The organism is Cellvibrio sp. (assembly GCF_039207905.1).
GTDB lineage: Bacteria > Pseudomonadota > Gammaproteobacteria > Pseudomonadales > Cellvibrionaceae > Cellvibrio.
The window spans coordinates 14,949-39,161 of the sequence record NZ_JBCECX010000025.1; the positions used below are offsets into that span (position 1 = coordinate 14,949).

The following is a 24,213-nucleotide window of genomic DNA, read 5'->3' on the forward strand; positions in this document are numbered from 1 at the left end:
TAATGATCGATTAATGCCTTAAAAATTCACAATATAGCAAACCTATGAAACCTCTATTTTTCATCGTATTTTTAACAATCGTTTCCGGTTGCGCTGCAAATAATAAAGCACCGCTTGAAGTTGCCTTAGAGAAAGAGCGAGCAGTCGCGTTAGCAAAAATTGATTCTGATGCCTGCAAAAAAATAGGAGGTAAAGTTGAGCCTATTGGCCTGTACGAACTTCCTAAATGTGTTATTTACTACCCTGATGGAGGTACTAGTTGCATATCCGATGCTGATTGTCTTGGCATGTGCGTAACTAGAGAAATGCTGGATGCAAAAACACCTGCTCGCGGAATATGTGAGCGCAGTGAGCATGATCATTTTGGTTGCTATAGTGCTATTGAGGATGGCAAGGTGCTTTTTTCTATTTGTGCGGATTGAAATTAAGAGTAAACAAAATGTCGGCTCCTAATCGAAAAACGGCCTGGTTATTCTAAAATAACTATCATCGAAGCCGATCATCAAGATCAATCATCTTCTTTCATTATGAGTAAGCGTAATTGGCTATAGATATAGCAAACCTCCGTTTTTGAACTCAAACCGATTCCCGCTCAATAATCGTGTAATCCAGCGTACGATTATTCTTCACTTTAATATCAAGCAATGTTTCTGCTTTGATTTTCTCTATTAATAAATCCACAGCCGCAATCGCCATGTTTTTAATGGGTTGTTGCACGGTAGTGAGTTGCGGCCAGATGGTGGTGGCGATGTTGGTATCGTCGAAGCCGACTACCGCGAGTTGTTGTGGGATTTCTATGTGTTTGCGATGGGCGACGGCGACTACGGCGGCGGCCATGTCGTCGTTACTGGCGAAGATGGCTGTAAGTTCTGAGTGCTGCAATAATTTTTCGGCGGCAATCATGCCGGATGCGAAGCTGAAATTGCCTTCGGTGATGAAGTTTTCATTTAATTCGAGGCGATGTTTTTTAATTGCATCGCAATAACCTTTGAAGCGAACTTCGCTCACACCTTGATGCGCATCGCCTTTAATAAAGCCGATATGTTTATGGCCGCGCTGGATTAATAGTTCGGTCATTTCAAAGGTCGCGCGGTAGTCGTCAATGGTGACGTATGATGAACGATCCAATTCCAAGCCAGGGCCTACACGCACGTAGCGCAATCCGGCTTTGTCGAGTGCGTTTAATAATGGCAAGTCATCGCACAAGGGCGGCGGGATAATAATGCCGTCCAGATCGTAGCGGCTGGCGAGGTGTTTGATGTGTTCTTCGAGATTGGCTTCTTGATAGGGGCATTGCTCGATGACTAATTGATAGCCTAATTCATTGCAGCGCTTGAGCGTGCCGATCAAATATTCGCTGATAAAACTACCGACTGAGTTATCGTAAAAAAATCCCATCAAATAGGATTGTGTGCCTGAGAGGCTGCGTGCCGAAACATTCACGCGATAGTTTAATTTTTCAACGGCGGCCATCACGCGATTGCGCGTTTCTTCTGTCACTTTTGGATCTTTATTGAGCACGCGTGACACAGTCATGAGCGAGACATCGGCCAGTGCGGCGACTTCTTTCATGGTGGTATTTTTGGCTTTGCTGGCGGACGGCGGTTTGCTCATAACTCTCGTGAATCGGACAGGGATAGTATTTGGCTTTTTATCATACTCACGCCTCGCGAGCTATGGAGGATGGGGCGAAAACCCTGCATTTTGTGCTAGTATGCGCCCACTTTATCAATCGCTGGGGCCGATGATCATGCATTGTCCGTTTTGTAGTGCGGAAGATACCAAAGTTATAGATTCACGTTTGGTGGCTGAAGGCGACCAGGTGCGCCGCCGCCGCGAGTGTTTATCCTGCCATGAACGCTTCACTACGTTTGAAGTGGCCGAATTGGTGATGCCGCGCATCATCAAACAAAACGGTACCCGCGAACCCTTCGATGAAAACAAACTGCGCGCTGGTTTATTGCGTGCGCTGGAAAAGCGCCCGGTGAGCATCGAGGCGATTGAATCCTCCATCAACCATATCAAACACTTTTTACAAGCGACGGGTGAGCGCGAAGTTAAAGCCTTGCTGGTTGGTGAAAAGGTAATGGAACAGCTGAAAAAACTCGATGAAGTTGCCTACGTGCGCTTCGCATCTGTGTATCGCCGCTTTAAGGATTTGAACGAGTTCCGTCAGGAAATCGACCGCCTTGAGCAGCAGCCCGAGAACGACCAGTAATCTGAAACGACTAACACCCCCATGACTATCTCTGCGGTTGATTTTGAATTTATGGCCCACGCTTTTCGTTTGGCGGAGCGTGGCCTTTACACGACTATGCCCAATCCGCGTGTGGGTTGCGTGTTGGTGAAAGATGGGCAAGTGATCGGCGAGGGCTGGCATGTCCGCACTGGCGAAGCTCATGCCGAGATCAATGCATTGCGCGCGGCGGGCGATAATGCTCGCGGTGCGACGGCTTATGTGAGTCTCGAGCCCTGTAGCCACACCGGCAAGACCGGCCCCTGTTCGCAGGCGCTGGTGGATGCGGGTATCGCCCGTTTGGTGTTCGGGATGGAAGACCCGAATCCTCTGGTATCCGGCAATGGCATCGCTATGGTGCGCGCTGCTGGTATTGAGGTGGATGGCCCGGTGCTGGAAGACGATGCGCGCGCGCTCAATCCCGGTTTTATCCGTCGCATGGAGCGCAAGTTGCCTTATGTTCGCTGCAAAATGGCGATGAGTATTGATGGCCGCACAGCGATGGAATCTGGCGAAAGCAAATGGATTACCGGCCCGAAGGCCCGCGCAGATGTGCAGCGTTTGCGCGCCCGATCCTGCGCGATTATCGCTGGTGTTGATTCCATCCTGCAGGACAATGCCTCACTTACCGTGCGCGTAGATGAGTTGGGTTTACCCAATGCAGAGGCGGCGGCAGAGAAGCAGCCGCTGCGGGTAATCCTCGATTCCAAGCTGCGAATGCCGCGCAAGGCCTTGATGTTTAAACAGGCGACCCCGATATTGCTGGTACATAACGGCGCGGTTGAGCCGGAGCAATTGCAAGATTGGCCGGATTTTGTCGAGCTGCTGGCATTGCCGGGCAAAGACGAACGTATCGACTTAAGCGCGCTTTTGCGTGAACTCGCCCAGCGCCAATGCAATGAAGTGCTGGTGGAAGCAGGTGCGACCCTCTCGGGTAGTTTTTTACGGCGCGGTTTGCTGGATGAAATTATCATGTACGTTGCGCCCAAACTGCTCGGGAGTAATGCGCGCCCACTGTTTGAGTTGCCGCTCGATACCATGTCCGCCTCGCTCTCGCTCAAGATTAAAGACATTCGCGCGGTAGGGCGGGATTGGCGTATCACCGCCGCTCCCGACACTGAATACTAGTTATAGGTAAGCCTTTGAACGATCAAAACCAAGCTCCCGAATTCCAGCCGGGGCCATCTGGCCCGCAAGTAGATAACACTGCATCGCTCGGCAAACGCTTTTTGGCGTTTATCCTCGATGGTTTTTTTATGGTTGTAGCACTGTTGATGGTGATGCAAGCCATGGGGTTGCTTGACCCGGCTACCAGTCAGGATGTGCAGGCAGCACAAGCGGAGATGCAAAAGCGCTTGCTGGCATTGTCCGATACCCAAAAGTTCATGCTGTCCTTATCGCCATTCCCGATTTTCTTTCTGCTGCACGGTTTTCTGTTGCATCAATACGGGCAGACGCTGGGCAAGCGGATTGTGGGTATTGCGATTGTCACTATGGATAATCAGAAACCTGCGTTCGGTCAGCTGATTGTGTGGCGCTACCTGTCCCAGTGGGCTGCTGGCCAAATACCGGTGATCGGGGTGTTGCTGCGTTTTATTGATATCCTGGCGATCTTCCGCCCCGGCTACCGCTGTATCCACGATCATCTGGCCAAAACCAAAGTGATCGACCTGAAGATTCCTGTCGCTGCGGTTGAAGGCAAGCCGACCAGCATTATTATCTAAGCCGCTACTGTCCCGAGGTAAGTCTATGTTTACCGGTATTATCGAAGCCATCGGCGAAGTGGTGGCATTGCAACCTAAAAACGGCGACCTGCGCCTGCGTATCAAAACTAACAATCTGAACTTGGATGATGTTCATCTGGGCGACTCCATCGCGACCAACGGCGTGTGCCTGACAGTGGTGGATTTACCGGGCGATGGTTATTGGGCGGATGTATCTCGCGAAACCCTCGACAACACTACCTTGCCTGGCTGGAAAGTCGGCCAGCGCGTGAATCTGGAAAAAGCCCTGACGCCGCAAACCCGCTTGGGCGGCCATATCGTCAGCGGCCATGTGGATGGTGTGGGCGAAGTGGTGAGCCGTCATCCCGATGCACGCTCCGAGCGTTTCCGCATCCGCGCACCAAAATCACTGGCAAAATATATCGCCCATAAAGGGTCAATTACCGTGGATGGTACTAGTCTTACGGTTAACAAAGTGGACGGTGCCGAGTTTGAACTCAATATAGTCCCGCACACCCTGCAAATGACGGTAATGGATAGCTACAAAACTGGCAGCCAGCTCAATCTTGAGGTGGACGTGCTTGCCCGTTATCTGGAGCGCTTGATGCTCGGCGACAAAGCCGCCGAAGGCGAAGGGCAGGGTATTACCCTGGAGTTTTTGGCGAAGAATGGTTTTGCTTAACCGGAATTACTTCCTTACATAGAGATTGTCTATGCAACTCAACACAATTGAAGAACTGATTGAAGACCTGCGCCACGGCAAGATGGTCATCCTGATGGATGACGAAGACCGTGAAAACGAAGGTGATTTGATTATGGTCGCCGAGCAAGTGCGCCCGGAAGACATCAACTTTATGGCGACCTACGCGCGCGGCCTGATTTGTTTGACGCTCTCGCCCGAGCGCTGCAAGCAGCTGGATTTGCCCTTGATGGTGACTGACAACAAGTCCCAGCACACCACTAATTTCACCCTATCGATTGAAGCGGCCGAAGGCGTGAGCACTGGTATTTCGGCGGCAGATCGCGCGCTGACTGTGCGTGCGGCGGTGAAGGCCAATGCCAAGCCAGCGGATATCGTACAGCCCGGTCACATCTTCCCATTGATGGCACAACCGGGTGGTGTAATGAGTCGCGCCGGCCATACCGAAGCGGGTTGCGACTTGGCGCGCTTGGCCGGGTTTGAGCCAGCGGCAGTGATTGTCGAGGTGATGAACCCTGATGGCACTATGGCGCGCCGTGCGGATCTTGAGCAATTTGGCGAGCAACATGGGCTGAAAATCGGTACCATTGCCGACCTGATTCACTATCGCGCCACCAAAGAAAAAACCGTTGCCTGCATCAATACCCGCAAAGTGGAGACGCTTTACGGCGAATTTGAGTTGCGTACCTATCGCGACCTTGCGCGGGGTGACCTGCATTTTGTGATGGTTAAAGGTGAGATAGACGCGGAACCAACACTGGTACGCGTGCATGTAATGGACATCGCCCGCGATGTGCTCAGCCTCAAACGCTCCTCGGTTGCTGGTGGCAAAAGCTGGACTTATCAGGATGCGCTGCGCAAGGTGAGCGAAGAGGGCAAGGGTGTTGTGCTACTGATTTGCCACGACGAATCGACCGAAGAGGTTGAGGACAGCATTGATTGGCTGATCACCGGCAAACAAATGCGCCGCAGCTCGGAAGTGCTCTACAAACAAGTGGGCACCGGCTCGCAAATCCTGCGCGATTTGGGTGTGCGAAAAATGCGCGTGATGTCTGCGCCAATGCGTTACTCGGCGCTCTCGGGTTTTGATTTGGAAGTGGTTGATTACGTTTGCCCTGATGAATAGAACTCCTCCCCAGCCCTCCGGCTGCGCGCCCCGCCTAAAATGGGAGGGGGCAGAACGCGCTCCCGAATTCAGCAGGGAGTAGGCTCCTCCCCTTTTTGAAGGGGGAGGCTGGGAGGGGGTAATAAACTTGAAATTTAAAGAGAAAAAAGTATGAGCAATATCAAAGTCGTTGAAGGTGATTTTTCCGCATCAGCAGGCAAGTATGCGTTGATCGTTAGTCGCTGGAACAGTTTTGTGGTTGAGAGTTTGAAAGACGGCGCGCTTGACACTCTGCGTCGCCACGGCATCAAAGACGAAAACATCACCATCTATTACGCACCTGGCGCATTTGAATTCCCGCTGACTGCGCAAAAAATTGCAGCGAAAAAAGAATTCGACGCGATCATCGCGTTGGGTGCGGTAATTCGCGGTGGTACTCCGCACTTTGATTATGTCGCGGGCGAGTGCGTTAAAGGTTTGGCTCAGGTTTCTCTGCAATACGGCGTGCCAGTAACCTTTGGTGTGCTGACCGTTGATTCAATCGAACAAGCGATTGAGCGCTCAGGCACCAAAGCGGGCAACAAAGGTGTGGAAGCGGCATCGACTGCGCTGGAAATGGTTTCGCTGTTCGGAAAAGTTTAACGCTCGGAATCCGGTGTCCGGCAAGATTAAATGTTAGTTATTTTTATTTCATGCCCGAGCACGCGGGCATTCAAGTTCTTTATCAGGTAATTGTTCATGACTACTCCTTCAGGTCAAGCCGGAAATGGCAATTCATCCGCGCAAAAAGGCCACACCGCTGCAACCCGTCGTATGGCTCGTCATTACGCGATGCAGGCACTTTATCAGTGGCATATGACCGGCAATTCGCTCAACTCAATCGAAGCGGAATTCCGCACCGACAATGATATGAGCAAAGTGGATGTGGAATATTTCCACGATATTCTCCACGGCGTGCCTGAAAATTTAAGTGATATCGATGCGGTCTATCAGCCCTTTTTAGTGGATCGCTCACTGGAAGAGCTGGATGCAATTACGCGCGCGTTGCTGCGCCTTGCCACTTATGAATTTAAATTCCGTATCGATGTCCCATACAAAGTAGTCATTAACGAAGCTGTCGCCTTGGCGAAAAAATTTGGTGCAGAAGACAGCCACAAATTTATTAACGGTGTGCTGGATAAAACCGCTGCAGTATTGCGTGCATTGGAAGTTAACGCTGAACGCAAAAGCCGTTAATTTCTCAGGGCGATCATTGATCGCCCATAACTTCAACCACTGCTCGACTTTTACTTAGCTCTTTTAAAGTTAACTAACTCTTCTGAAGCGGCTTAACCTTTTTAAAATGATTTAAAAGTGCCCAGCGAATTTCAACTGATCCAACAATTTTTCCAACGCGAGCAAGCCGAGCAGCCTGCCGCTGGTGTGTTGCTGGGCATTGGTGACGACTGCGCACTTTTGCAAATCCCTACCGGTAAACAATTGGCAGTGACCGTGGACACACTGGTTGCCGGTGTGCATTTTCCGCTAGACGCTGATCCCCAATTAATCGCTGAGCGAGCACTGCGCACGAATTTAAGTGACCTTGCGGCTATGGGCGCTGATCCTTTGTGGTTTACGCTCGCGCTTACATTGCCCGATTCCAATGAAGATTGGTTGCGCAGTTTCAGTCGCGGTTTATTTGCCTGTGCACGCGAATACGGAATTGCTTTAGTTGGGGGTGATACCACCTCTGGGCCTTTGACGATTACGATTCAAGCAATGGGCGCGATTGCGCCGCAACAAACTATGCGTCGTGATGGCGCCAATGCCGGTGATTTTATTTTGGTCACCAATACCCTTGGTGATGGTGCCGCTGCACTGGCATCAATCCAAAACTCGCGTGTTTTTAATGATGAACACGCTGAATATTTATTGCAGCGTTTTTATCGCCCGATACCGCGTTTATCTGAATCAACATTGATCCGCGAATTTGCGAGCAGCGCGCTGGATATTTCCGATGGCTTGGTTGCCGACTTGCAACATATTTGTGATGCGAGTGATTTGGGTGCGGTGATTTATGTTGAGGATCTTCCGCTCTCTGCCGCCATCCAATCGCTAGCTGATCCGACGCAAGCTCAGCGCTGGGCACTCGCTGGTGGCGATGATTACGAACTGTGTTTTACTGTTCCGCCGGAAAATATGGCCGATATCGCCATGCTAATTGCGCAGGGGAAATTGCAGGCAACGGTGATCGGTGAAATGATTCCCGGCCATAAAGTGATTTGCGAATTAGATGGCGAACCTTTTGCGTTGACCACAACCGGATACCAACATTTTTCACCATGAAAACGCCCAGCTTCAAAGAAATGCTCGCGAACCCAAACCATTTATTTGCGTTTGGATTTGGCAGCGGGCTTGCGAAACGCGCCCCCGGCACTTTCGGCACGCTGGCCGCGATTCCCTTTTTCCTGCTGCTGCAACATTTAACCTGGCCAGTTTATTTAAGCTGGTTGTTGGTGACTTTTGCACTGGGCGTGTTCTGGTGTGATCGCTCGTCAAAAGCCTTGGGTGTGCATGACCACGGCGGTATTGTGTGGGACGAATTTGTCGGCTTTTGGATCACCATGTTTATGGCGCCCACCGGTGTTTGGTGGATTGTGCTCGGGTTTTTCCTGTTCCGCTTTTTTGACATCCTTAAACCTTGGCCTATCAGTTGGCTGGATAAAAAAGTGCACGGCGGTTTTGGCATTATGATCGATGATGCGCTCGCCGGAGTATACGCACTGATTGTGTTGCAACTAATTGCTTTTTCTGTGAGGTCCCTGTGACTGTTCGCTTTGTTGAATCATCCAAATTGCCTACGCCCTGGGGCATTTTTGTCATGCATGGTTTTTGCGATGAAGAAAATTTAAAAGAGCATGTTGTGCTCACCATGGGCGATATTAGCGGTGACGAGCCTCTGCTTGCGCGTATCCACTCCGAATGTTTAACCGGTGATGCGCTCTTCAGTATGCGCTGTGATTGCGGCCCGCAATTGCAAGCGGCGATGCATAAAATTGCGTTGGCTGGGCGCGGCGTGATTTTTTATTTGCGTCAGGAAGGTCGCGGCATCGGGCTGTTGAATAAAATCAAAGCCTATCATTTGCAAGATCAAGGCGCAGATACCGTTGAAGCAAATGAGCAATTGGGGTTTGGTGCAGATATGCGCGATTACTCTATTCTCAAGCCCATGCTGGAACATTTGAATATCAAAGCGTTGAAGTTGCTTACCAATAATCCGCGCAAAGTAAAAGCCCTGCAGGATATGGGCATTAACGTAATTGAGCGGATGCCACACCAAACCGGACGCAACCCGCACAACGCCAAATATCTGGAAACAAAAAAAGGCAAGCTTGGCCATTTGTTTAACAGCGAAGACGACGAATAATTTTTAGAACTTTCTTGAGACAACGACCATGACACGAATTGCAATCGCTGGCGCAGCAGGCCGTATGGGTAAGGCGCTGATTGAAGCCACACAAAAAAATCCACAAACTTCTTTAGGTGCAGCCAGTCTTCGTCCCGGCAGCTCATTGATTGGTGCTGATGCAGGTGAGTTGGGCAATGTAGGAAAGCTCGGCGTGTTTTTGGTGGGTGATATTGCTGATGTAGTTGATCAGTTTGATGTGTTGATTGATTTCAGCTCGCCAACCGCGACTCTGCAAAATGTGAAAATTTGCGCAGCGCACAATAAGCCTATCGTTATTGGTACTACAGGATTTAGCGCAGCGGAAAAAGCGGAGCTGCTGGCCTATCAAACACAAATTCCACTGTTGCTCTCCGCTAACTTTTCTACTGGCGTAAACCTGTGCTTTAAATTGCTCGATCTCGCTGCACGCGTGTTGGGCGATGAATATGATGTGGAAGTTTACGAAGCGCATCATCGCCATAAAGTGGATTCTCCATCCGGCACCGCAGTGCGTATGGGTGAAGTACTGGCGAATGCATTGGAGCGTGATTTGGATAAGGTTGCAGTCTATGGCCGCGAAGGGCAAATTGGCGCGCGTCCGCGCGACACTATCGGTTTCGCTACTGTGCGCGGCGGTGACGTAGTAGGTGATCACACCGTCATGTTTATGGCCGATGGTGAGCGCGTAGAAATTACCCACAAAGCATCAAGTCGTCTGGCATTTGCCAATGGTGCAGTGCGGGCAGCTGTATGGTTGCAGCAGCAAAAAACGGGTTTGTTCGATATGCAAGATGTGCTGGGCTTGCGTTAATTAGAACGGTTAGTTTTCATTCATAACGAGTCGTAAAGGAAATTATTATGGCGGGTGCCAGCTTACTGACATTGCTCGACGATATTGCAACAGTGCTTGATGATGTGGCGGTAATGACCAAAGTTGCCGCCAAAAAAACCGCTGGCGTTTTGGGTGATGATCTGGCGCTGAATGCGCAACAGGTTCATGGTGTCAGGGCTGAGCGCGAGCTGCCAGTGGTGTGGGCAGTAGCGAAAGGTTCCGCGTTGAACAAGGCGATCCTGGTTCCCGCTGCTTTATTAATCAGCGCATTTGTTCCCTGGTTAATTCTGCCGCTACTGATGATTGGTGGTGCCTATCTTTGCTTTGAAGGTTTTGAAAAGCTCGCGCACAAATTTCTGCATGCCAAGCATGAAGTAGAGCAGCAGCATCAGGAATTAATCGAAGCGGTAGCCAACCCGGAAGTGGATATGGTCGCTTTCGAAAAAGAAAAAATCAAAGGCGCGGTGCGCACCGATTTTATTCTCTCTGCGGAAATTATTGTTATCGCACTTGGCACTGTTGCCGCCGCTACCTTCGCAAAACAAGCCGCGGTGGTGGTGAGTATTGCGATATTAATGACCGTTGGTGTTTATGGTTTCGTAGCACTGATTGTGAAGTTGGATGATATGGGCGCGCATCTGTGCAAAAAGCCGGGCGCGGTAGCGAAGTTTTTCGGCAATGTCTTGCTCGCCGCAGCCCCTAAGCTGATGAAGTTTTTGTCCGTACTGGGTACTGCCGCCATGTTTATGGTGGGAGGCGGGATAGTGACTCACAGTATTCCGGTGATCCATCATTGGATCGAGCATGCTGCGGCTGCGACCGAGCCGGTAGGCTGGTTGACCTCATCAATCCTGAACGGTCTTGCTGGTGTAGTGATTGGTGCGCTGGTGCTGGCGGTTGTTAGTTTGGTCGGCAAGTTGTTCCGCAAACAGGCAATCTGACCTTAATCAGGGCAGATTCCCGTGGACATCATGGCATCACTCCCGTAGAATTCGCAGCCAGATTGCGGCCGCCTCCAACGGCTCTGCACAAAGAATACAAAACGGTTCGCACAAGAACATAAAAAAGGCGAGATGAGATTTGAGTTTCATCTCGCTTTTTTACAACCAGACGTTTTATAGCCGGATCAATTTTGCCTTTTAACTCAACGACTTATCGCGATGTTCACTTCACAAGTGTCAATGCGACTGACTTTTTGAGCCCGAAAAAACTGAACGTCTGTGCGATTTGGATGACGAACCTACAACGATTTATTAGCTTGCTTTAAGGGTATCCCGCAGGGTTAGTGACTGCTGGTGTTCTCCAAGCCAAAACCCAACCAGCTCAGGAGGTTGTTTTGACTACTCAGGAATCCCTTCCTGCCCCGACCAAGGCCATATTGGTTCTTGCTGACGGTAGTGTGTTCCGTGGTACTGCAATTGGTGCCGAAGGCTTATCCGTTGGTGAAGTGGTATTCAATACCGCAATCACCGGTTATCAGGAAATCCTTACCGATCCCTCTTACGCCCAGCAAATCGTCACCCTCACTTATCCCCATATCGGCAATACCGGCACTAATAGCGAAGACGAAGAATGTCAGCGCATTTGGGCAACTGGCCTGGTTATCCGCGATCTTCCTTTGTTAGCCAGCAATTTCCGCAATCAGGAAAGCCTCTCCGATTACCTCAAAGCGCGCAACGTAATCGGCATCGCCGATATCGATACCCGCCGCTTGACCCGTATCCTGCGTGACAAAGGTGCGCAAAACGGTTGCTTGATGGCAGGTTCTGATCTGGATGAAGCCAAAGCACTTGCAGCTGCCAAAGCCTTCGGTGGCTTGAAAGGTCTCGATCTGGCGAAAGAAGTGACCGTGAGCGAGCCCTACACCTGGAATGAAACCAGTTGGGAATTGGGTGAAGGCCACAGCACTGGCGCTGCGAAGAAATTCAAAGTAGTCGCCTACGACTACGGCGTGAAACGCAATATTTTGCGCATGCTGGTGGATCGCGGTTGCGACCTGACTGTAGTTCCGGCTAAAACGACTGCCGCCGAAGTGCTGGCGTTGAATCCGGACGGCGTATTCCTCTCCAATGGCCCTGGCGACCCTGAGCCATGCACTTACGCCATTGAAGCGATCAAAGATATTTTGGAAACCGATGTACCGGTATTCGGTATTTGCCTCGGTCACCAATTGTTGGCGCTGGCATCCGGTGCCAAAACCATCAAGATGAAATTTGGCCATCACGGCGGCAACCATCCAGTACAAAACCTCGACAACAAGCGTGTATTGATCACCGCGCAAAACCACGGTTTTGCAGTGGAAGAGAGCAGCTTGCCTGCGAATCTGCGCGCAACCCACAAGTCGCTGTTCGACGGTTCTTTGCAAGGTATCCATCGCACTGATAAGCCAGCCTTCAGCTTCCAGGGTCACCCTGAAGCGAGCCCGGGCCCGCACGAAGCCGATACCCTGTTTGACCACTTTATTGAATTGATGCAAGCCCGCAAGTCTTAATCGGAGCCGACATGCCAAAACGTACCGACATAAACAGTATTTTGATTCTCGGCGCTGGCCCGATTGTTATCGGCCAGGCCTGTGAGTTCGACTACTCTGGCGCCCAAGCCTGTAAAGCACTGCGTGAAGAGGGTTACCGCGTAATTCTGGTTAACTCCAACCCTGCAACTATCATGACTGACCCCGCGATGGCGGATGCAACCTATATCGAGCCAATCGAGTGGCAGACAGTTGCGAAGATCATTGAGAAAGAGCGCCCCGATGTAATCCTGCCCACCATGGGTGGCCAGACTGCATTGAACTGCGCGCTCGCACTTGCCAAAAATGGCGTGCTGGAAAAATACAATGTTGAATTGATCGGCGCGAAAGAAGAAGCCATCAACATGGCGGAAGACCGCAACTTGTTTGACCAAGCGATGAAACGTATTGGTCTTTCTTGTGCGCGCGCGAAAATCGTTCACAGCTTGGAAGAAGCGAAAGAAGCACCGAAAGAATTCGGCTTCCCGTGCATTATTCGTCCGTCGTTCACTATGGGTGGTTCTGGTGGCGGTATCGCTTACAACTGGGACGAGTTTGAAGAAATTTGTACCCGCGGTTTGGATCTTTCTCCAACCAACGAATTGTTGATCGACGAATCGCTACTCGGCTGGAAAGAGTACGAGATGGAAGTGGTGCGCGATAAAAACGATAACTGCATTATCGTGTGCTCCATCGAAAACTTTGATCCGATGGGCGTTCACACCGGCGACTCGATTACCGTTGCACCAGCGCAAACCCTTACCGATAAGGAATACCAAATCATGCGTAATGCATCGATTGCGGTATTGCGTGAAATCGGCGTGGAAACTGGTGGTTCCAACGTGCAATTCGCCGTTAATCCGGTTGATGGCCGTATGGTAGTAATTGAGATGAACCCGCGTGTATCGCGTTCATCCGCACTCGCATCTAAAGCGACTGGTTTCCCGATTGCAAAAATCGCGGCGAAACTCGCAGTAGGTTATACCCTCGACGAATTGAAAAATGACATCACAGGCGGTGCAACTCCAGCATCGTTTGAACCGTCAATCGATTACGTGGTTACCAAAGTGCCGCGCTTCACCTTTGAAAAATTTGGTGATGCAGATGCGCGCTTGACTACGCAAATGAAATCCGTTGGTGAAGTTATGGCGATTGGCCGTACTTTCCAGGAATCCTTGCAAAAAGCATTGCGCGGTTTGGAAGTTGGCTCAGCCGGTTTTGAATCAAAAGTGGATTACACCACTGAAGAAGGCGCGGCAAAAGTGCGTCGCGAATTGACTACCGCTGGCGCTGAGCGCATCTGGTATGTCGGTGATGCATTCCGCATGGGTTTGAGTGTTAACGATGCATTCAACCTCTCCAAAATCGATCCATGGTTTTTGGTGCAAGTAAAAGAGTTGATCGATATCGAACAATCACTGCGTGGCAAGTCATTGAATGATTTGAATGCAGAGAAAATTTTCCAACTGAAACGCAAAGGCTTCTCTGACAAGCGCTTGGCGTTGTTGTTGGGCGAAACTGAAAAAGCTGTGCGTCACTATCGCCAGGGTTTGAATATTCGCCCGGCGTACAAGCGTGTTGATACTTGCGCGGCTGAATTTTCTACTTCGACTGCTTACATGTATTCCACTTACGAAGAAGAGTGCGAAGCTAATCCAAGCGATAACAAAAAGATTCTGGTAATCGGTGGTGGTCCTAACCGTATCGGTCAAGGTATCGAATTCGATTACTGCTGTGTACACGCTGCTTTGGCTATGCGTGAAGACGGTTATGAAACCATTATGGTTAACTGTAACCCGGAAACTGTTTCTACCGATTACGATACATCTGATCGCTTGTTCTTCGAACCAGTGACTTTGGAAGATGTATTGGAAATCGTCCACAAAGAAAAACCGGTTGGTGTAATTGTGCAGTTCGGTGGACAAACTCCGCTGAAATTAGCACGCGCACTTGAAGCGGAAGGCGTACCTATTATCGGCACCAGCCCTGATGCAATCGATAAAGCAGAAGACCGCGAACGCTTCCAACAAATGATCAACAAGCTTGGTCTGTTGCAGCCGCCAAATGCGATTGTGCGCTCGCTCGAAGAAGCATTGCTTGCCGCTGATAAAGTTGGCTATCCATTAGTGGTTCGTCCGTCTTATGTTCTGGGCGGCCGCGCGATGGAAATCGTGTACAAAGAAGATGAGCTGCGCACTTACATGCGTACTGCGGTACAAGTTTCTGAAGATGCACCTGTATTGCTCGATCACTTCCTGAATAACGCGATTGAAGTGGATATAGATTCTGTATCCGACGGTCAGCAAGTGGTGATCGGCGGAATCATGCAACACATCGAACAATGTGGTGTCCACTCGGGTGACTCTGCTTGTTCGCTGCCACCTTACTCGTTGCCTGCTGATGTTCAAGATGCAATGCGCGAGCAAGTAAAACAAATGGCGATTGAATTGGGCGTGATCGGGTTGATGAACACCCAGCTCGCTTACCAGGACGGCAAGATTTACGTTATCGAAGTAAATCCACGTGCATCGCGTACCGTACCGTTCGTGTCCAAATGTATTGGTGTGTCGCTGGCTAAAGTGGCTGCACGTTGCCAGGCGGGTACATCGCTGGCCGACCAAGGTTTTACCAAAGAAATTATCCCGACCTATTTCAGCGTGAAAGAAGCGGTATTCCCGTTCAACAAATTCCCGGCCGTTGACCCGATCCTCGGGCCAGAAATGAAGTCAACCGGTGAAGTAATGGGCGTTGGTGACACTTTCGGTGAGGCTTACGGTAAATCGCAATTAGGTGCGAGCAACCGTATCCCTGCAACTGGTACTGCGTTCCTTAGTGTTCGCGATATGGATAAAGATGGTATTGTCGGCGTCGGTATTGATTTGGCCGGTCTCGGTTTCAAACTGGTGGCAACACGTGGCACTGCTGAAGTGCTGAAAGCCGCAGGCTTGGAAGTGCAGATCGTTAACAAAGTGCAGGAAGGTCGTCCGCACATTGTGGATATGATCAAGAACGACGAGATCGATTTGATCCTCAATACTGTGGAAGGTCGTCAGGCAACGCGCGATTCATCATCGATTCGTCGTAGCGCTGAAAACCATCGTGTGTATTACAACACCACTCTCGCTGCGAGCCAGGCAGTTTGCATGGCATTGAAGCAAGGCCAACATATTGAAGTTCGCCGCTTGCAAGATTTGCATGTGCGCTTAAACAAATAAGGATTGTCCATGAGTACTAAATTTCCTATGACTAATCAGGGCGCCGAGAAGCTTGCACTTGAGCTGGAAGACCTGAAAAAAGTACAGCGTCCGCGTATTGTGAACGCAATTGCGGAAGCGCGTGCGCATGGTGATCTGAAAGAAAACGCAGAGTATTCTGCGGCGCGCGAACAACAAAGTTTTTGCGAAGGACGCATTCAGGAAATTGAAGGCAAACTGAGCAATGCGCAAATTATTGATGTGACCAAAATCCCGCACAGCGGAAAAGTTATTTTTGGTACTACCGTAACCATCATCAATCTCGACACCGACCAGTCTATGACATACCAAATTGTGGGCGATGACGAGGCCGATGTTAAATCCAACAAGATCTCGGTAAATTCTCCTATCGCACGCGCGCTAGTAGGAAAAGAAGAGGGCGATGTTGTGGTTGTGCGCGCACCGGGTGGTGATGTGGATTACGAAATTGATACGGTGGAGCATATCTAAGTATAAAGCTTGGGTTTGAACCAATCTGCCCCATAAAAAAACCGCCATTTTGATGGCGGTTTTTTTATGGGCAACACTAATTGGGAGTTAGCGTTGTAGGTTTGAAAGTTTGGGATTGGCTCTTTTATTGTGGCGATAGAGTAAAACTACTTTGCCAATCTCCTGGATCAGTTCAACATTGGGCAGGGCTACCAGCTCAGCTACGACTTCTTTGCGATCCTCGCGCTCGGCGATAGCCAGTTTTACCTTAATTAATTCGTGGTCATCCAGCGCGCGGTTGAGTTCGGTGAGAACACCATCGCTCAAACCATTGCCCGCTATGGTCACAATGGGATTAAGCTTGTGGCCGATAGTACGAAATTGTTTTTTGCGCTCTGGGCTAATGGGCATAAACTTACCTTAATAGGGATGAAAGAATAATGGTGCGCATTCTACTCCATTCTTCTTTCCCGGGGTTCTGCTTCGGTTGAATTCAGGTGGGGATATTTCATCTACCACTCTGATGAAACCCTTATGGGGTGTGTAGGTCATAGGATCTTGGTGTTGGGGCTTGCAATTCGTCTATATGCCCCCAAATGTGTCCTATCGATGTTTGCGGCCGATTGGAACTGACTATATTTATGATTTCTTACGGTTGAGTCTGTGCTGTAAGTGTTTGAAAAGTCTGGATATAGGTGCCAAAAAAGACGTTAAGCTGTGAAAAATTCGACGATTTCAGCGGGTAAATATGCCAGTATCTATCGTTTACTGTGACGGTATGAATAGTTTGCCCTTAGCTGATAATACATTTGATGTAATTATTTTGATGTAACTATGAGGAATCTTCCTTGAACGATATAACCAAGAATCTTGTGCTCTGGCTGGTCATTGCCGTAGTCCTCTTCAGTGTATTTGAGGGCTTCAATAAGCAATCTGGCAGTAACACACTCAATTACTCCGAATTTATCGCCAGTGTGCGCGATGATCGGGTGCAAGAGGTCACAATTGATGGCTTGGTAATTGAGGGGTTGTATAAAGACAACTCCACGTTCAAGACCATCCGCCCGCAAGTGGCTGATCCCAAATTGATCGACGACCTTTATAACCACAATGTGACTATTAAAGGCCGTGAGGTTGAGCAACCGAGTTTGCTCAACCAGCTGCTCGTTGCAAGCTTTCCAATCCTGATTATTATCGCCGTTTTCTGGTTTTTCATGCGCCAGATGCAAGGTGGTGCTGGCGGAAAGGGCGGGCCAATGAGTTTTGGCAAGAGCAAAGCGCGCCTGCTCGGTGAAGACCAGATTAAAACTACCTTTGCCGATGTGGCCGGTGTTGATGAAGCTAAAGAAGAAGTGCAAGAGCTGGTTCAGTATCTGCGCGATCCTTCAAAGTTCCAGCGTTTGGGTGGCCAAATTCCGCGCGGCGTATTGATGGTAGGCCCACCAGGTACCGGTAAAACCCTGTTGGCGAAAGCCATCGCTGGCGAAGCCAAAGTGCCGTTCTTCTCAATTTCAGGTTCTGACTTCGTAGAGATGTTTGTTGGTGTCGGTGCGAGCCGTGTACGCGACATGTTTGAGCAAGCCAAGAAGCAGGCTCCGTGCATTATTTTTATCGACGAAATCGATGCTGTAGGTCGTCACCGTGGTGGTGGTCATGGCGGTGGTCACGATGAGCGCGAACAAACCCTTAACCAATTGTTGGTAGAGATGGATGGTTTCGAAGGTAACGACGGTGTAATTATTATCGCCGCAACCAACCGTGCCGATGTGCTCGATAAAGCTTTATTGCGCCCAGGTCGTTTTGACCGTCAGGTGTATGTCGGTTTGCCAGATATCCGTGGTCGCGAGCAGATTTTGAAAGTTCATATGCGCAAAGTGCCGCTCGAAGAGCGCGTAAGTGCGTCAGTTATTGCTCGTGGTACTCCAGGTTTCTCCGGTGCTGAGTTGGCGAACCTTGTTAACGAAGCTGCACTGATGGCCGCGCGTGGTAATAAGCGCTTGGTCACTATGGAAGATTTTGAAAAAGCTCGCGACAAAATCATGATGGGCGCTGAGCGCAAATCTATGGTGATGAACGAGAAGGAAAAAGAAAATACTGCTTATCATGAAGCTGGCCACGCCATTATTGGTTGTCTCGTTCCAGAGCATGATCCAGTACATAAAGTATCGATTATTCCTCGTGGCAGAGCTTTGGGTGTAACCCATTATTTGCCCGAAGAAGATAAATACAGCTATAGCAAGCGCGCTCTGGAATCCAGTTTGTGCAGCCTTTTTGGTGGCCGTATCGCTGAAGAAATGACGTTAGGCTTTGATGGTGTGACTACTGGTGCATCGAATGACATCGAGCGTGCAACGAATTTGGCGCGCAACATGGTGACCAAGTGGGGCTTGTCGGCCAAATTAGGTCCGCTGCACTACGGTGAAGATGAGGGTGCATATCCAGGTATGGCAACCCAGCAATATTCTGATGACACATCAAAAAATATTGATGGAGAAGTTCGTCGTATCATTGATGACTGTTACGCCCGTGCTACCAAGATCCTTGAAGATAACCGCGATATTCTTGAGGCAATGAAAGATGCGTTGATGGAATATGAAACCATCGATTCTGAACAGGTTGCCGATTTAATGGCGCGCCGTAAAGTGCGTCCACCACGTGAGTGGAATGACGATGATTTTAATGGTCATTTGCGCGATAAAGATGCATCAGGTGAAAGCCCGACTGGTCCAATTGGTGGTCCTGCAAATACCCACTAATTCGGTGTGTTGAGCACAAAAAGAACCCCGAGCTTGCTCGGGGTTCTTGTTTTATCCGTAAGTACTTTTAGCACGTTTGATTGTCAGGCCCTCAAATGCAGATTTCCTCTCGCAGTTCCCAGCTCACATGTGGCAAACATGTATTGGACCTTTCGACTCCAGTGGTGATGGGTATTCTCAATACTACTCCTGACTCGTTTTCAGACGGTGGCAGCTACTATTCAGGCAATACTTTTTCACTGGATTTGGCGCTGCGCCGCGCGGAGCAAATGTTGGCTGAGGGTGCAAAAATTATTGATGTTGGTGGTGAGTCAACCCGCCCGGGCTCAGCGACTGTGTCTGAGCAAGAGGAATTGGATAGAGTCATTCCGGTAGTGGAAGCATTGGTTAGCAAATTGGATGCACTTGTCTCGGTCGATACCAGCACTGCTTCGGTTATCACTGAGTCGGCAAAAAAAGGTGCGGGCTTAATTAATGATGTAAGGGCATTGCAGCGCGAGGGCGCTTTGGTTGCTGCCGCTGAAACTAACTTACCTATCTGTTTGATGCACATGCAAGGGCAGCCGGACACCATGCAGCAGAGTCCTGAGTATTCCGATGTGGTTGCTGAAGTGGTGGGCTTTTTACGCGCTCGTATTGATGCTTGCCTTGCGCACAATATGGCGCCCGCACGGATTGTCCTTGATCCTGGATTTGGCTTTGGTAAAACACTCGCGCATAATCTCGCGCTTTTACAGCGATTACCGGAGTTGGGCGACCTCGGTTATCCACTATTGGTGGGTATGTCGCGCAAATCCATGGTGGCGCAATTACTGAATCGCCCGGTAAACGAGCGTTTGCCCGGTAGTCTAGCGCTGGCCCTGCTTGCAGCGCAGCGCGGTGCTGCAATCATCCGGGTGCATGATGTGGCTGCCACCTCTGATGTCTTAAAAGTTCTTTCCGCTGTGACTGAATAAACACAGCGTAATTATTGTTAGCGGAGTAAGGAATTATGTCTCGCAAGTATTTTGGTACTGATGGTATTCGCGGTTTGGTTGGCGAATTCCCGATCACCCCTGACTTTATGCTTAAGTTGGGCTGGGCTGCGGGCTGTGTGCTCAAGGATCGCTTTGATGGTCAGAACATGATTTTGATCGGCAAAGACACGCGCATTTCGGGCTATATGTTTGAATCTGCCTTGCAGGCCGGATTGATTAACGCAGGTGTGGATGTTGGTTTACTTGGCCCTATGCCTACTCCAGGAGTTGCGTATCTATCGCGCACTTTTAAAGCACAGGCGGGAATTGTCATTAGTGCTTCACACAATAGCTACGTCGATAACGGGATTAAGTTCTTTGGTGGTAATGGCAGCAAACTGCCTGATGAGCTGGAAAATCTGATCGAAGCTCAGCTTGAAAAACCAATGTCGACCGGTGAGAAATTGGGTAAGGCGCGCCGCATTGCCGATGCATCAGGCCGCTACATTGAATTCTGTAAAGGCACTATGCCTTGGGGATTCAATCTCAAAGGTATGCACATAGTTCTGGATTGCGCGAATGGTGCGACTTATAACATCGCGCCAGATGTATTTACCGAGTTAGGCGCTCATGTAACCTCACTATTTGTTGAGCCCAACGGCACCAATATCAATCGCAGTTGCGGCTCTACCAAGCCAGAAGCTTTGCAGGAAAAAGTAATCGAGCTCGGTGCGGATCTGGGTATTGCGTTTGACGGCGACGGCGATCGCGTAGTGTTTGTTGATCACAAAGGCGAGTTGGTCGATGGCGATGAATTGCTTTACATCATTGCGGCTTATCAGCAGGAATACACTGGTGGTTGCGATGGTGTTGTAGGCACTTTGATGAGTAATTTTGGTTTTGAGCTAGGGCTTAAAAAACTCAATATTCCCTTCGCGCGTGCCAAAGTCGGTGACCGTTATGTGATCGAAATGATGCGCAATAATGGTTGGCGTTTGGGTGGCGAAAACTCTGGTCATATTGTTTGCAGTAATGTCACCACTACAGGCGATGGAATCATTGCTGCGTTACAAGTATTGCTGGCAATAACGACCATTGGCGACTCCCTGCATCGTATTAAAAAGGGAATGAACAAGTTGCCGCAGGTCATGATTAATGTGCATATCTCAAAGCGCGTTGACCTGGCGAGTAATGAGGCAGTTCAGTCTGCAGTGAAATTGACGGAAGAAAAACTGGCAGGAACCGGACGTGTTCTGTTGCGTCCATCCGGCACCGAACCTGTAGTGCGGGTGATGGTCGAAGGTGAGGACAAAAAGGTGGTTAAAGAGCTGGCGCAGGAATTGGCTGCAACAGTAGAGGCTGCCCTCAGCTAGAGGCAATTGCTGCATCCCGCTAAATGCTAGTTGAAAATCTGCGCCTAAAAATCGGTCAGGGCGCAGATTTTGTATCCACCTTGTCCAGTGACTATCGATATATTGCTGGCCAAAGCACAAAAAAACAGAGAAAAATCAGGGCCTAAGCTAATATTTGGTTGTATGTTCAAACCTTCTTAGCTAACATTGGCGCCCGCTTTGGGGGAGGTATTGCTGTTGAGCAAAGCAAGTAACGCCAAGCGTCGCCAACTGGTGGTTGGCAATTGGAAAATGAATGGAAATCTGCGGGAAAACGCGTCCCTGTTAGCCGAAGTTGTTGCTGGCTGGCAGGGTGAGCACAAATCAGATGTTGTGATTTGTCCTCCTTATCCTTATCTAATGCACACGCACAGTTTGTTAGCCGGTTCAGCAATTATGCTGGGGGCGCAAACGGTTAATCAGTATGATAAGGGTGCATATACCGGTGAAGTTTCAGCGTCAATGCTTGCAGATTTGGATTGCAAATTTGTAATAATTGGTCACAATGAGCGCCGCCGGATGCAGGGCGAAACGGATGAGCAAGTTGCTCACCAATTTGTCGCCGTGCAGCAAGCAGGTTTAACACCGATCCTTTGTGTAGGTGAGTCTCTTCAAGATCGCGAACAAGGCTGTCATTTGGAGACAATCGGTAGGCAGTTAAATGCAGTTTTTGCGCACACAGGCAAAGATGTATTTAAAAACGCTGTCCTCGCCTATGAGCCAGTTTGGGCAGTAGGCACAGGTAAAACCGCTACGCCAGAACAGGCAGAAGAAGTGCATCGCTTCATGCGCGCACAACTTCCAGATTTGGCAGATGAAATAAGAATTTTGTACGGTGGTAGCGTCAAGGCGCACAATGCACAGCAGTTATTTGCATTGCCTGATATAGACGGTGCCTTACTCGGCGGTGCATCTTTAGACGCTGACGAGTTTTTAGCAATCTGTAGTGCTGCAGATTAATTTTTTGTAGCTAAATATTGAACGCTCAAGAGAGCTTTGCAATGGAAAAATTGGTACTTATTATTCATTCGCTTGCAGCATTGGCCATTATTGGTTTGATTCTGTTGCAGCAAGGTAAAGGCGCAGCTGCTGGTGCATCATTCGGTGGTGGAGCTTCACAAACTGTTTTCGGTAGTGAGGGTAGTGGTAATTTCTTCACTCGCGCTACTTGGACTATCGCAACAATATTCTTTTGCACCAGCTTTGGTTTGGCTGTAATTGCAAAAAATCATTCTAAAGTAGCTACACAAGGTTTGGTTGTTCCTGCTGCACAGCAACAAGAAGTTCCCTCAGCTTCTACTGTTCCTGCCAGCGACGTTCCAGCTGCTGCTTCTGAAGTTCCCGCTGCACAAAGCGAAGCTGCTCCAGCTGCACAACCAGAAGAAAAGAAAGAGTAGTAAAAAGTTTAATGCCCCGGTGGTGAAATTGGTAGACACGCTATGTTGAGGTCGTAGTGGCGAATGCTGTGCCGGTTCGAGTCCGGCCCAGGGCACCAAAAGAAAGTTTGATGACTTTTCAAAACATCCTAAAAGCCCCGCCAGTCGGGGCTTTTTGCTATCTGGCGTTCCTATTCTGTCCTATGAGATTCTATTGCAGCCAACCCCATGTGGGGGCACAATAAGGGGCATATTTAAGAATCGCTGGGGGCACAATGGCAGGTGGCAATAAACTCACGGAAGCCGCTGTAAAACAGGCAAAGCCATTGGATAAACCCTATAAGCTGGCTGATGGCGCTGGCTTGTATCTTGAAGTCTCCCCAACAGGTTCGAAATACTGGCGACTCAAATACCGCTACGCCGGTAAAGAGAAGCGCCTAGCCTTGGGGGTGTATCCTACCGTCACACTTACCAAAGCCCGCGAAAAGATGCGCGAAGCCAAAGCACAACTGGCCGAAGGCGATGATCCGGGCGCTATCAAAAAGCAAACCAAACTGGCTAAACAATTTGCCCAAGCCAATACCTTTGAAGGTGTTGGGCGCGAATTCTTGGATAAGCGCAAGCAAGAAGGTGCCGCCGAAGTCACCCTTCGCAAAATCCAATGGATACTCGACCAAAAATTATGCCCCTTTATTGGGGGCATACCGGTTTCTGACATTACCCCTATCCAGCTACTTGCCGCCTTGCGCCAGATTGAAGGCGAAGGTCTGCACGAAACGGCAAACCGCGCCAAGCGAGTGGCCAGCCAAGTGATGCGTTATGCGGTATCGACCGGCAGGGCAGAGCGGGATATTGCACAGGATTTAAAAGGCGCGTTAGTAACCACCAAAGCAAAACACCGGGCGGCCATTATCACCCCGGCTGAACTAAGGCCATTTTTGATTGCTGTGGATGGCTATACAGGCACCTCCGAAGTAAAAGCAGCGGTGCAGCTCACCCCCATGCTATTTCAGCGCCCCGGCGAAATACGCCATATGGAATGGGCAGAAATAAACTGGGAGCAAGAACACTGGGAAATACCCGCCGAAAAAATGAAAATGCGCCAACCCCACATAGTGCCATTGCCTTGGCAGGCATTGGCGATACTGCGCCAGCTACAACCCCTTACCGGTTATGGGCAATATGTATTCCCGAGTGCAAGGCGTGGTGGTCGCCCACTATCTGAAAACGGCGTATTGGCGGCCATTCGCACCATGGGGTATACGAATGATCAAGTAACACCCCACGGCTTTAGAGCAACCGCCCGCACCTTGTTAGATGAAGTGCTAGGGTTTCGTGTGGACTATATAGAGCAGCAACTAGCCCACGCAGTAAAAGATGCTAATGGCCGCGCTTACAACCGCACAAAATACTTACCCGAGCGCAAGCAAATGATGCAAGCTTGGGCTGATTATCTGGATACGCTGAAGGCGTAAACCAAGCTTTCTTGCGAATTACACAATTAAAAAATGGATAAAG

Annotated in this window: 24 protein-coding genes and 1 tRNA gene; 23 read left to right on the top strand and 2 right to left on the bottom strand. The window is 49.7% G+C overall.

Features of this window, described 5'->3' with window-relative positions:
- Nucleotides 1-44 precede the first annotated feature (44 nt).
- The gene (locus tag AAGC78_RS15040) at nucleotides 45-422 is read left to right on the top strand and encodes a hypothetical protein (RefSeq protein ID WP_435784916.1); all 378 of its coding nucleotides are present in this window, start codon (nucleotides 45-47) and stop codon (nucleotides 420-422) included.
- A 154-nt stretch (nucleotides 423-576) separates the two neighbouring features.
- Here AAGC78_RS15040 and AAGC78_RS15045 read toward each other — a convergent pair whose 3' ends face one another.
- Nucleotides 577-1,614: a LacI family DNA-binding transcriptional regulator gene (locus AAGC78_RS15045; RefSeq protein ID WP_435784917.1), complete on the bottom strand. Its 1,038-nt coding sequence runs from the start codon at nucleotides 1,612-1,614 to the stop codon at nucleotides 577-579.
- 136 nt (nucleotides 1,615-1,750) lie between these two features.
- Here AAGC78_RS15045 and nrdR point away from each other — a divergent pair, with 136 nt between their 5' ends.
- From nrdR to greA, 15 genes are all read left to right on the top strand, one after another.
- Nucleotides 1,751-2,218 (top strand): transcriptional regulator NrdR, encoded by a 468-nt coding sequence (gene nrdR, locus AAGC78_RS15050; protein WP_435784965.1) that lies wholly within the window; start codon nucleotides 1,751-1,753, stop codon nucleotides 2,216-2,218.
- A 21-nt stretch (nucleotides 2,219-2,239) separates the two neighbouring features.
- Nucleotides 2,240-3,364 (top strand): bifunctional diaminohydroxyphosphoribosylaminopyrimidine deaminase/5-amino-6-(5-phosphoribosylamino)uracil reductase RibD, encoded by a 1,125-nt coding sequence (gene ribD / locus AAGC78_RS15055; protein ID WP_435784918.1) that lies wholly within the window; start codon nucleotides 2,240-2,242, stop codon nucleotides 3,362-3,364.
- A 14-nt stretch (nucleotides 3,365-3,378) separates the two neighbouring features.
- Nucleotides 3,379-3,960, top strand: a complete 582-nt coding sequence (locus AAGC78_RS15060; RefSeq protein WP_435784919.1) for an RDD family protein — start codon at nucleotides 3,379-3,381, stop codon at nucleotides 3,958-3,960.
- Nucleotides 3,961-3,985: 25 nt separating this feature from the next.
- Entirely contained in the window at nucleotides 3,986-4,642 is a 657-nt protein-coding gene (locus AAGC78_RS15065; RefSeq protein WP_435784920.1) for a riboflavin synthase, read from the top strand.
- A 31-nt stretch (nucleotides 4,643-4,673) separates the two neighbouring features.
- Nucleotides 4,674-5,786, top strand: coding sequence for a bifunctional 3,4-dihydroxy-2-butanone-4-phosphate synthase/GTP cyclohydrolase II (gene ribBA / locus AAGC78_RS15070; protein ID WP_435784921.1), 1,113 nt, complete (start codon nucleotides 4,674-4,676; stop codon nucleotides 5,784-5,786).
- A gap of 150 nt (nucleotides 5,787-5,936) precedes the next feature.
- The gene (gene ribH / locus AAGC78_RS15075; RefSeq protein ID WP_435784922.1) at nucleotides 5,937-6,407 is read left to right on the top strand and encodes a 6,7-dimethyl-8-ribityllumazine synthase; all 471 of its coding nucleotides are present in this window, start codon (nucleotides 5,937-5,939) and stop codon (nucleotides 6,405-6,407) included.
- Nucleotides 6,408-6,503: 96 nt separating this feature from the next.
- Entirely contained in the window at nucleotides 6,504-7,001 is a 498-nt protein-coding gene (gene nusB / locus AAGC78_RS15080) for a transcription antitermination factor NusB (RefSeq protein WP_435784923.1), read from the top strand.
- A 117-nt stretch (nucleotides 7,002-7,118) separates the two neighbouring features.
- On the top strand, nucleotides 7,119-8,090 hold the full coding sequence (gene thiL / locus AAGC78_RS15085; protein WP_435784924.1) for a thiamine-phosphate kinase: 972 nt from the start codon (nucleotides 7,119-7,121) through the stop codon (nucleotides 8,088-8,090).
- On the top strand, nucleotides 8,087-8,572 hold the full coding sequence (locus AAGC78_RS15090; RefSeq protein ID WP_435784925.1) for a phosphatidylglycerophosphatase A family protein: 486 nt from the start codon (nucleotides 8,087-8,089) through the stop codon (nucleotides 8,570-8,572). Before thiL ends, AAGC78_RS15090 begins: the two co-directional genes overlap by 4 nt.
- On the top strand, nucleotides 8,569-9,171 hold the full coding sequence (gene ribA, locus AAGC78_RS15095; RefSeq protein ID WP_435784926.1) for a GTP cyclohydrolase II: 603 nt from the start codon (nucleotides 8,569-8,571) through the stop codon (nucleotides 9,169-9,171). Before AAGC78_RS15090 ends, ribA begins: the two co-directional genes overlap by 4 nt.
- Before the next feature lie 28 nt (nucleotides 9,172-9,199).
- The gene (gene dapB, locus AAGC78_RS15100) at nucleotides 9,200-10,003 is read left to right on the top strand and encodes a 4-hydroxy-tetrahydrodipicolinate reductase (RefSeq protein WP_435784927.1); all 804 of its coding nucleotides are present in this window, start codon (nucleotides 9,200-9,202) and stop codon (nucleotides 10,001-10,003) included.
- A 47-nt stretch (nucleotides 10,004-10,050) separates the two neighbouring features.
- Nucleotides 10,051-10,965 (top strand): DUF808 domain-containing protein, encoded by a 915-nt coding sequence (locus AAGC78_RS15105; RefSeq protein ID WP_435784928.1) that lies wholly within the window; start codon nucleotides 10,051-10,053, stop codon nucleotides 10,963-10,965.
- 395 nt (nucleotides 10,966-11,360) lie between these two features.
- The gene (gene carA, locus AAGC78_RS15110; RefSeq protein WP_435784929.1) at nucleotides 11,361-12,515 is read left to right on the top strand and encodes a glutamine-hydrolyzing carbamoyl-phosphate synthase small subunit; all 1,155 of its coding nucleotides are present in this window, start codon (nucleotides 11,361-11,363) and stop codon (nucleotides 12,513-12,515) included.
- Nucleotides 12,516-12,526: 11 nt separating this feature from the next.
- Complete coding sequence (carB, locus tag AAGC78_RS15115; RefSeq protein ID WP_435784930.1) at nucleotides 12,527-15,748, top strand: carbamoyl-phosphate synthase large subunit; 3,222 nt, start codon at nucleotides 12,527-12,529, stop codon at nucleotides 15,746-15,748.
- Nucleotides 15,749-15,757: 9 nt separating this feature from the next.
- The gene (gene greA, locus AAGC78_RS15120; protein ID WP_435784931.1) at nucleotides 15,758-16,237 is read left to right on the top strand and encodes a transcription elongation factor GreA; all 480 of its coding nucleotides are present in this window, start codon (nucleotides 15,758-15,760) and stop codon (nucleotides 16,235-16,237) included.
- Between the two features lie 87 nt (nucleotides 16,238-16,324).
- Here greA and AAGC78_RS15125 read toward each other — a convergent pair whose 3' ends face one another.
- Complete coding sequence (locus tag AAGC78_RS15125) at nucleotides 16,325-16,627, bottom strand: YhbY family RNA-binding protein (RefSeq protein ID WP_435784932.1); 303 nt, start codon at nucleotides 16,625-16,627, stop codon at nucleotides 16,325-16,327.
- A gap of 437 nt (nucleotides 16,628-17,064) precedes the next feature.
- Here AAGC78_RS15125 and ftsH point away from each other — a divergent pair, with 437 nt between their 5' ends.
- The 7 genes from ftsH to AAGC78_RS15160 all read left to right on the top strand — a co-directional run bounded on the left by ftsH (nucleotide 17,065) and on the right by AAGC78_RS15160 (nucleotide 24,170).
- Nucleotides 17,065-18,972, top strand: coding sequence for an ATP-dependent zinc metalloprotease FtsH (ftsH, locus tag AAGC78_RS15130; RefSeq protein ID WP_435784933.1), 1,908 nt, complete (start codon nucleotides 17,065-17,067; stop codon nucleotides 18,970-18,972).
- 95 nt (nucleotides 18,973-19,067) lie between these two features.
- A complete protein-coding gene (gene folP / locus AAGC78_RS15135; protein WP_435784934.1) occupies nucleotides 19,068-19,928 on the top strand; it encodes a dihydropteroate synthase in 861 nt (286 codons plus the stop codon).
- Nucleotides 19,929-19,963: 35 nt separating this feature from the next.
- Nucleotides 19,964-21,301 (top strand): phosphoglucosamine mutase, encoded by a 1,338-nt coding sequence (gene glmM / locus AAGC78_RS15140; protein WP_435784935.1) that lies wholly within the window; start codon nucleotides 19,964-19,966, stop codon nucleotides 21,299-21,301.
- Between the two features lie 216 nt (nucleotides 21,302-21,517).
- Nucleotides 21,518-22,279 carry a triose-phosphate isomerase gene (gene tpiA, locus AAGC78_RS15145; RefSeq protein ID WP_435784936.1) on the top strand — a complete coding sequence of 254 codons (762 nt, stop codon included), beginning with the start codon at nucleotides 21,518-21,520 and terminating at the stop codon, nucleotides 22,277-22,279.
- Nucleotides 22,280-22,320: 41 nt separating this feature from the next.
- Nucleotides 22,321-22,716: a preprotein translocase subunit SecG gene (gene secG, locus AAGC78_RS15150; protein ID WP_435784937.1), complete on the top strand. Its 396-nt coding sequence runs from the start codon at nucleotides 22,321-22,323 to the stop codon at nucleotides 22,714-22,716.
- 13 nt (nucleotides 22,717-22,729) lie between these two features.
- Nucleotides 22,730-22,814: transfer RNA gene (locus AAGC78_RS15155), tRNA-Leu, on the top strand.
- Nucleotides 22,815-22,970: 156 nt separating this feature from the next.
- The gene (locus tag AAGC78_RS15160; RefSeq protein WP_435784938.1) at nucleotides 22,971-24,170 is read left to right on the top strand and encodes a tyrosine-type recombinase/integrase; all 1,200 of its coding nucleotides are present in this window, start codon (nucleotides 22,971-22,973) and stop codon (nucleotides 24,168-24,170) included.
- Nucleotides 24,171-24,213 lie beyond the last annotated feature (43 nt).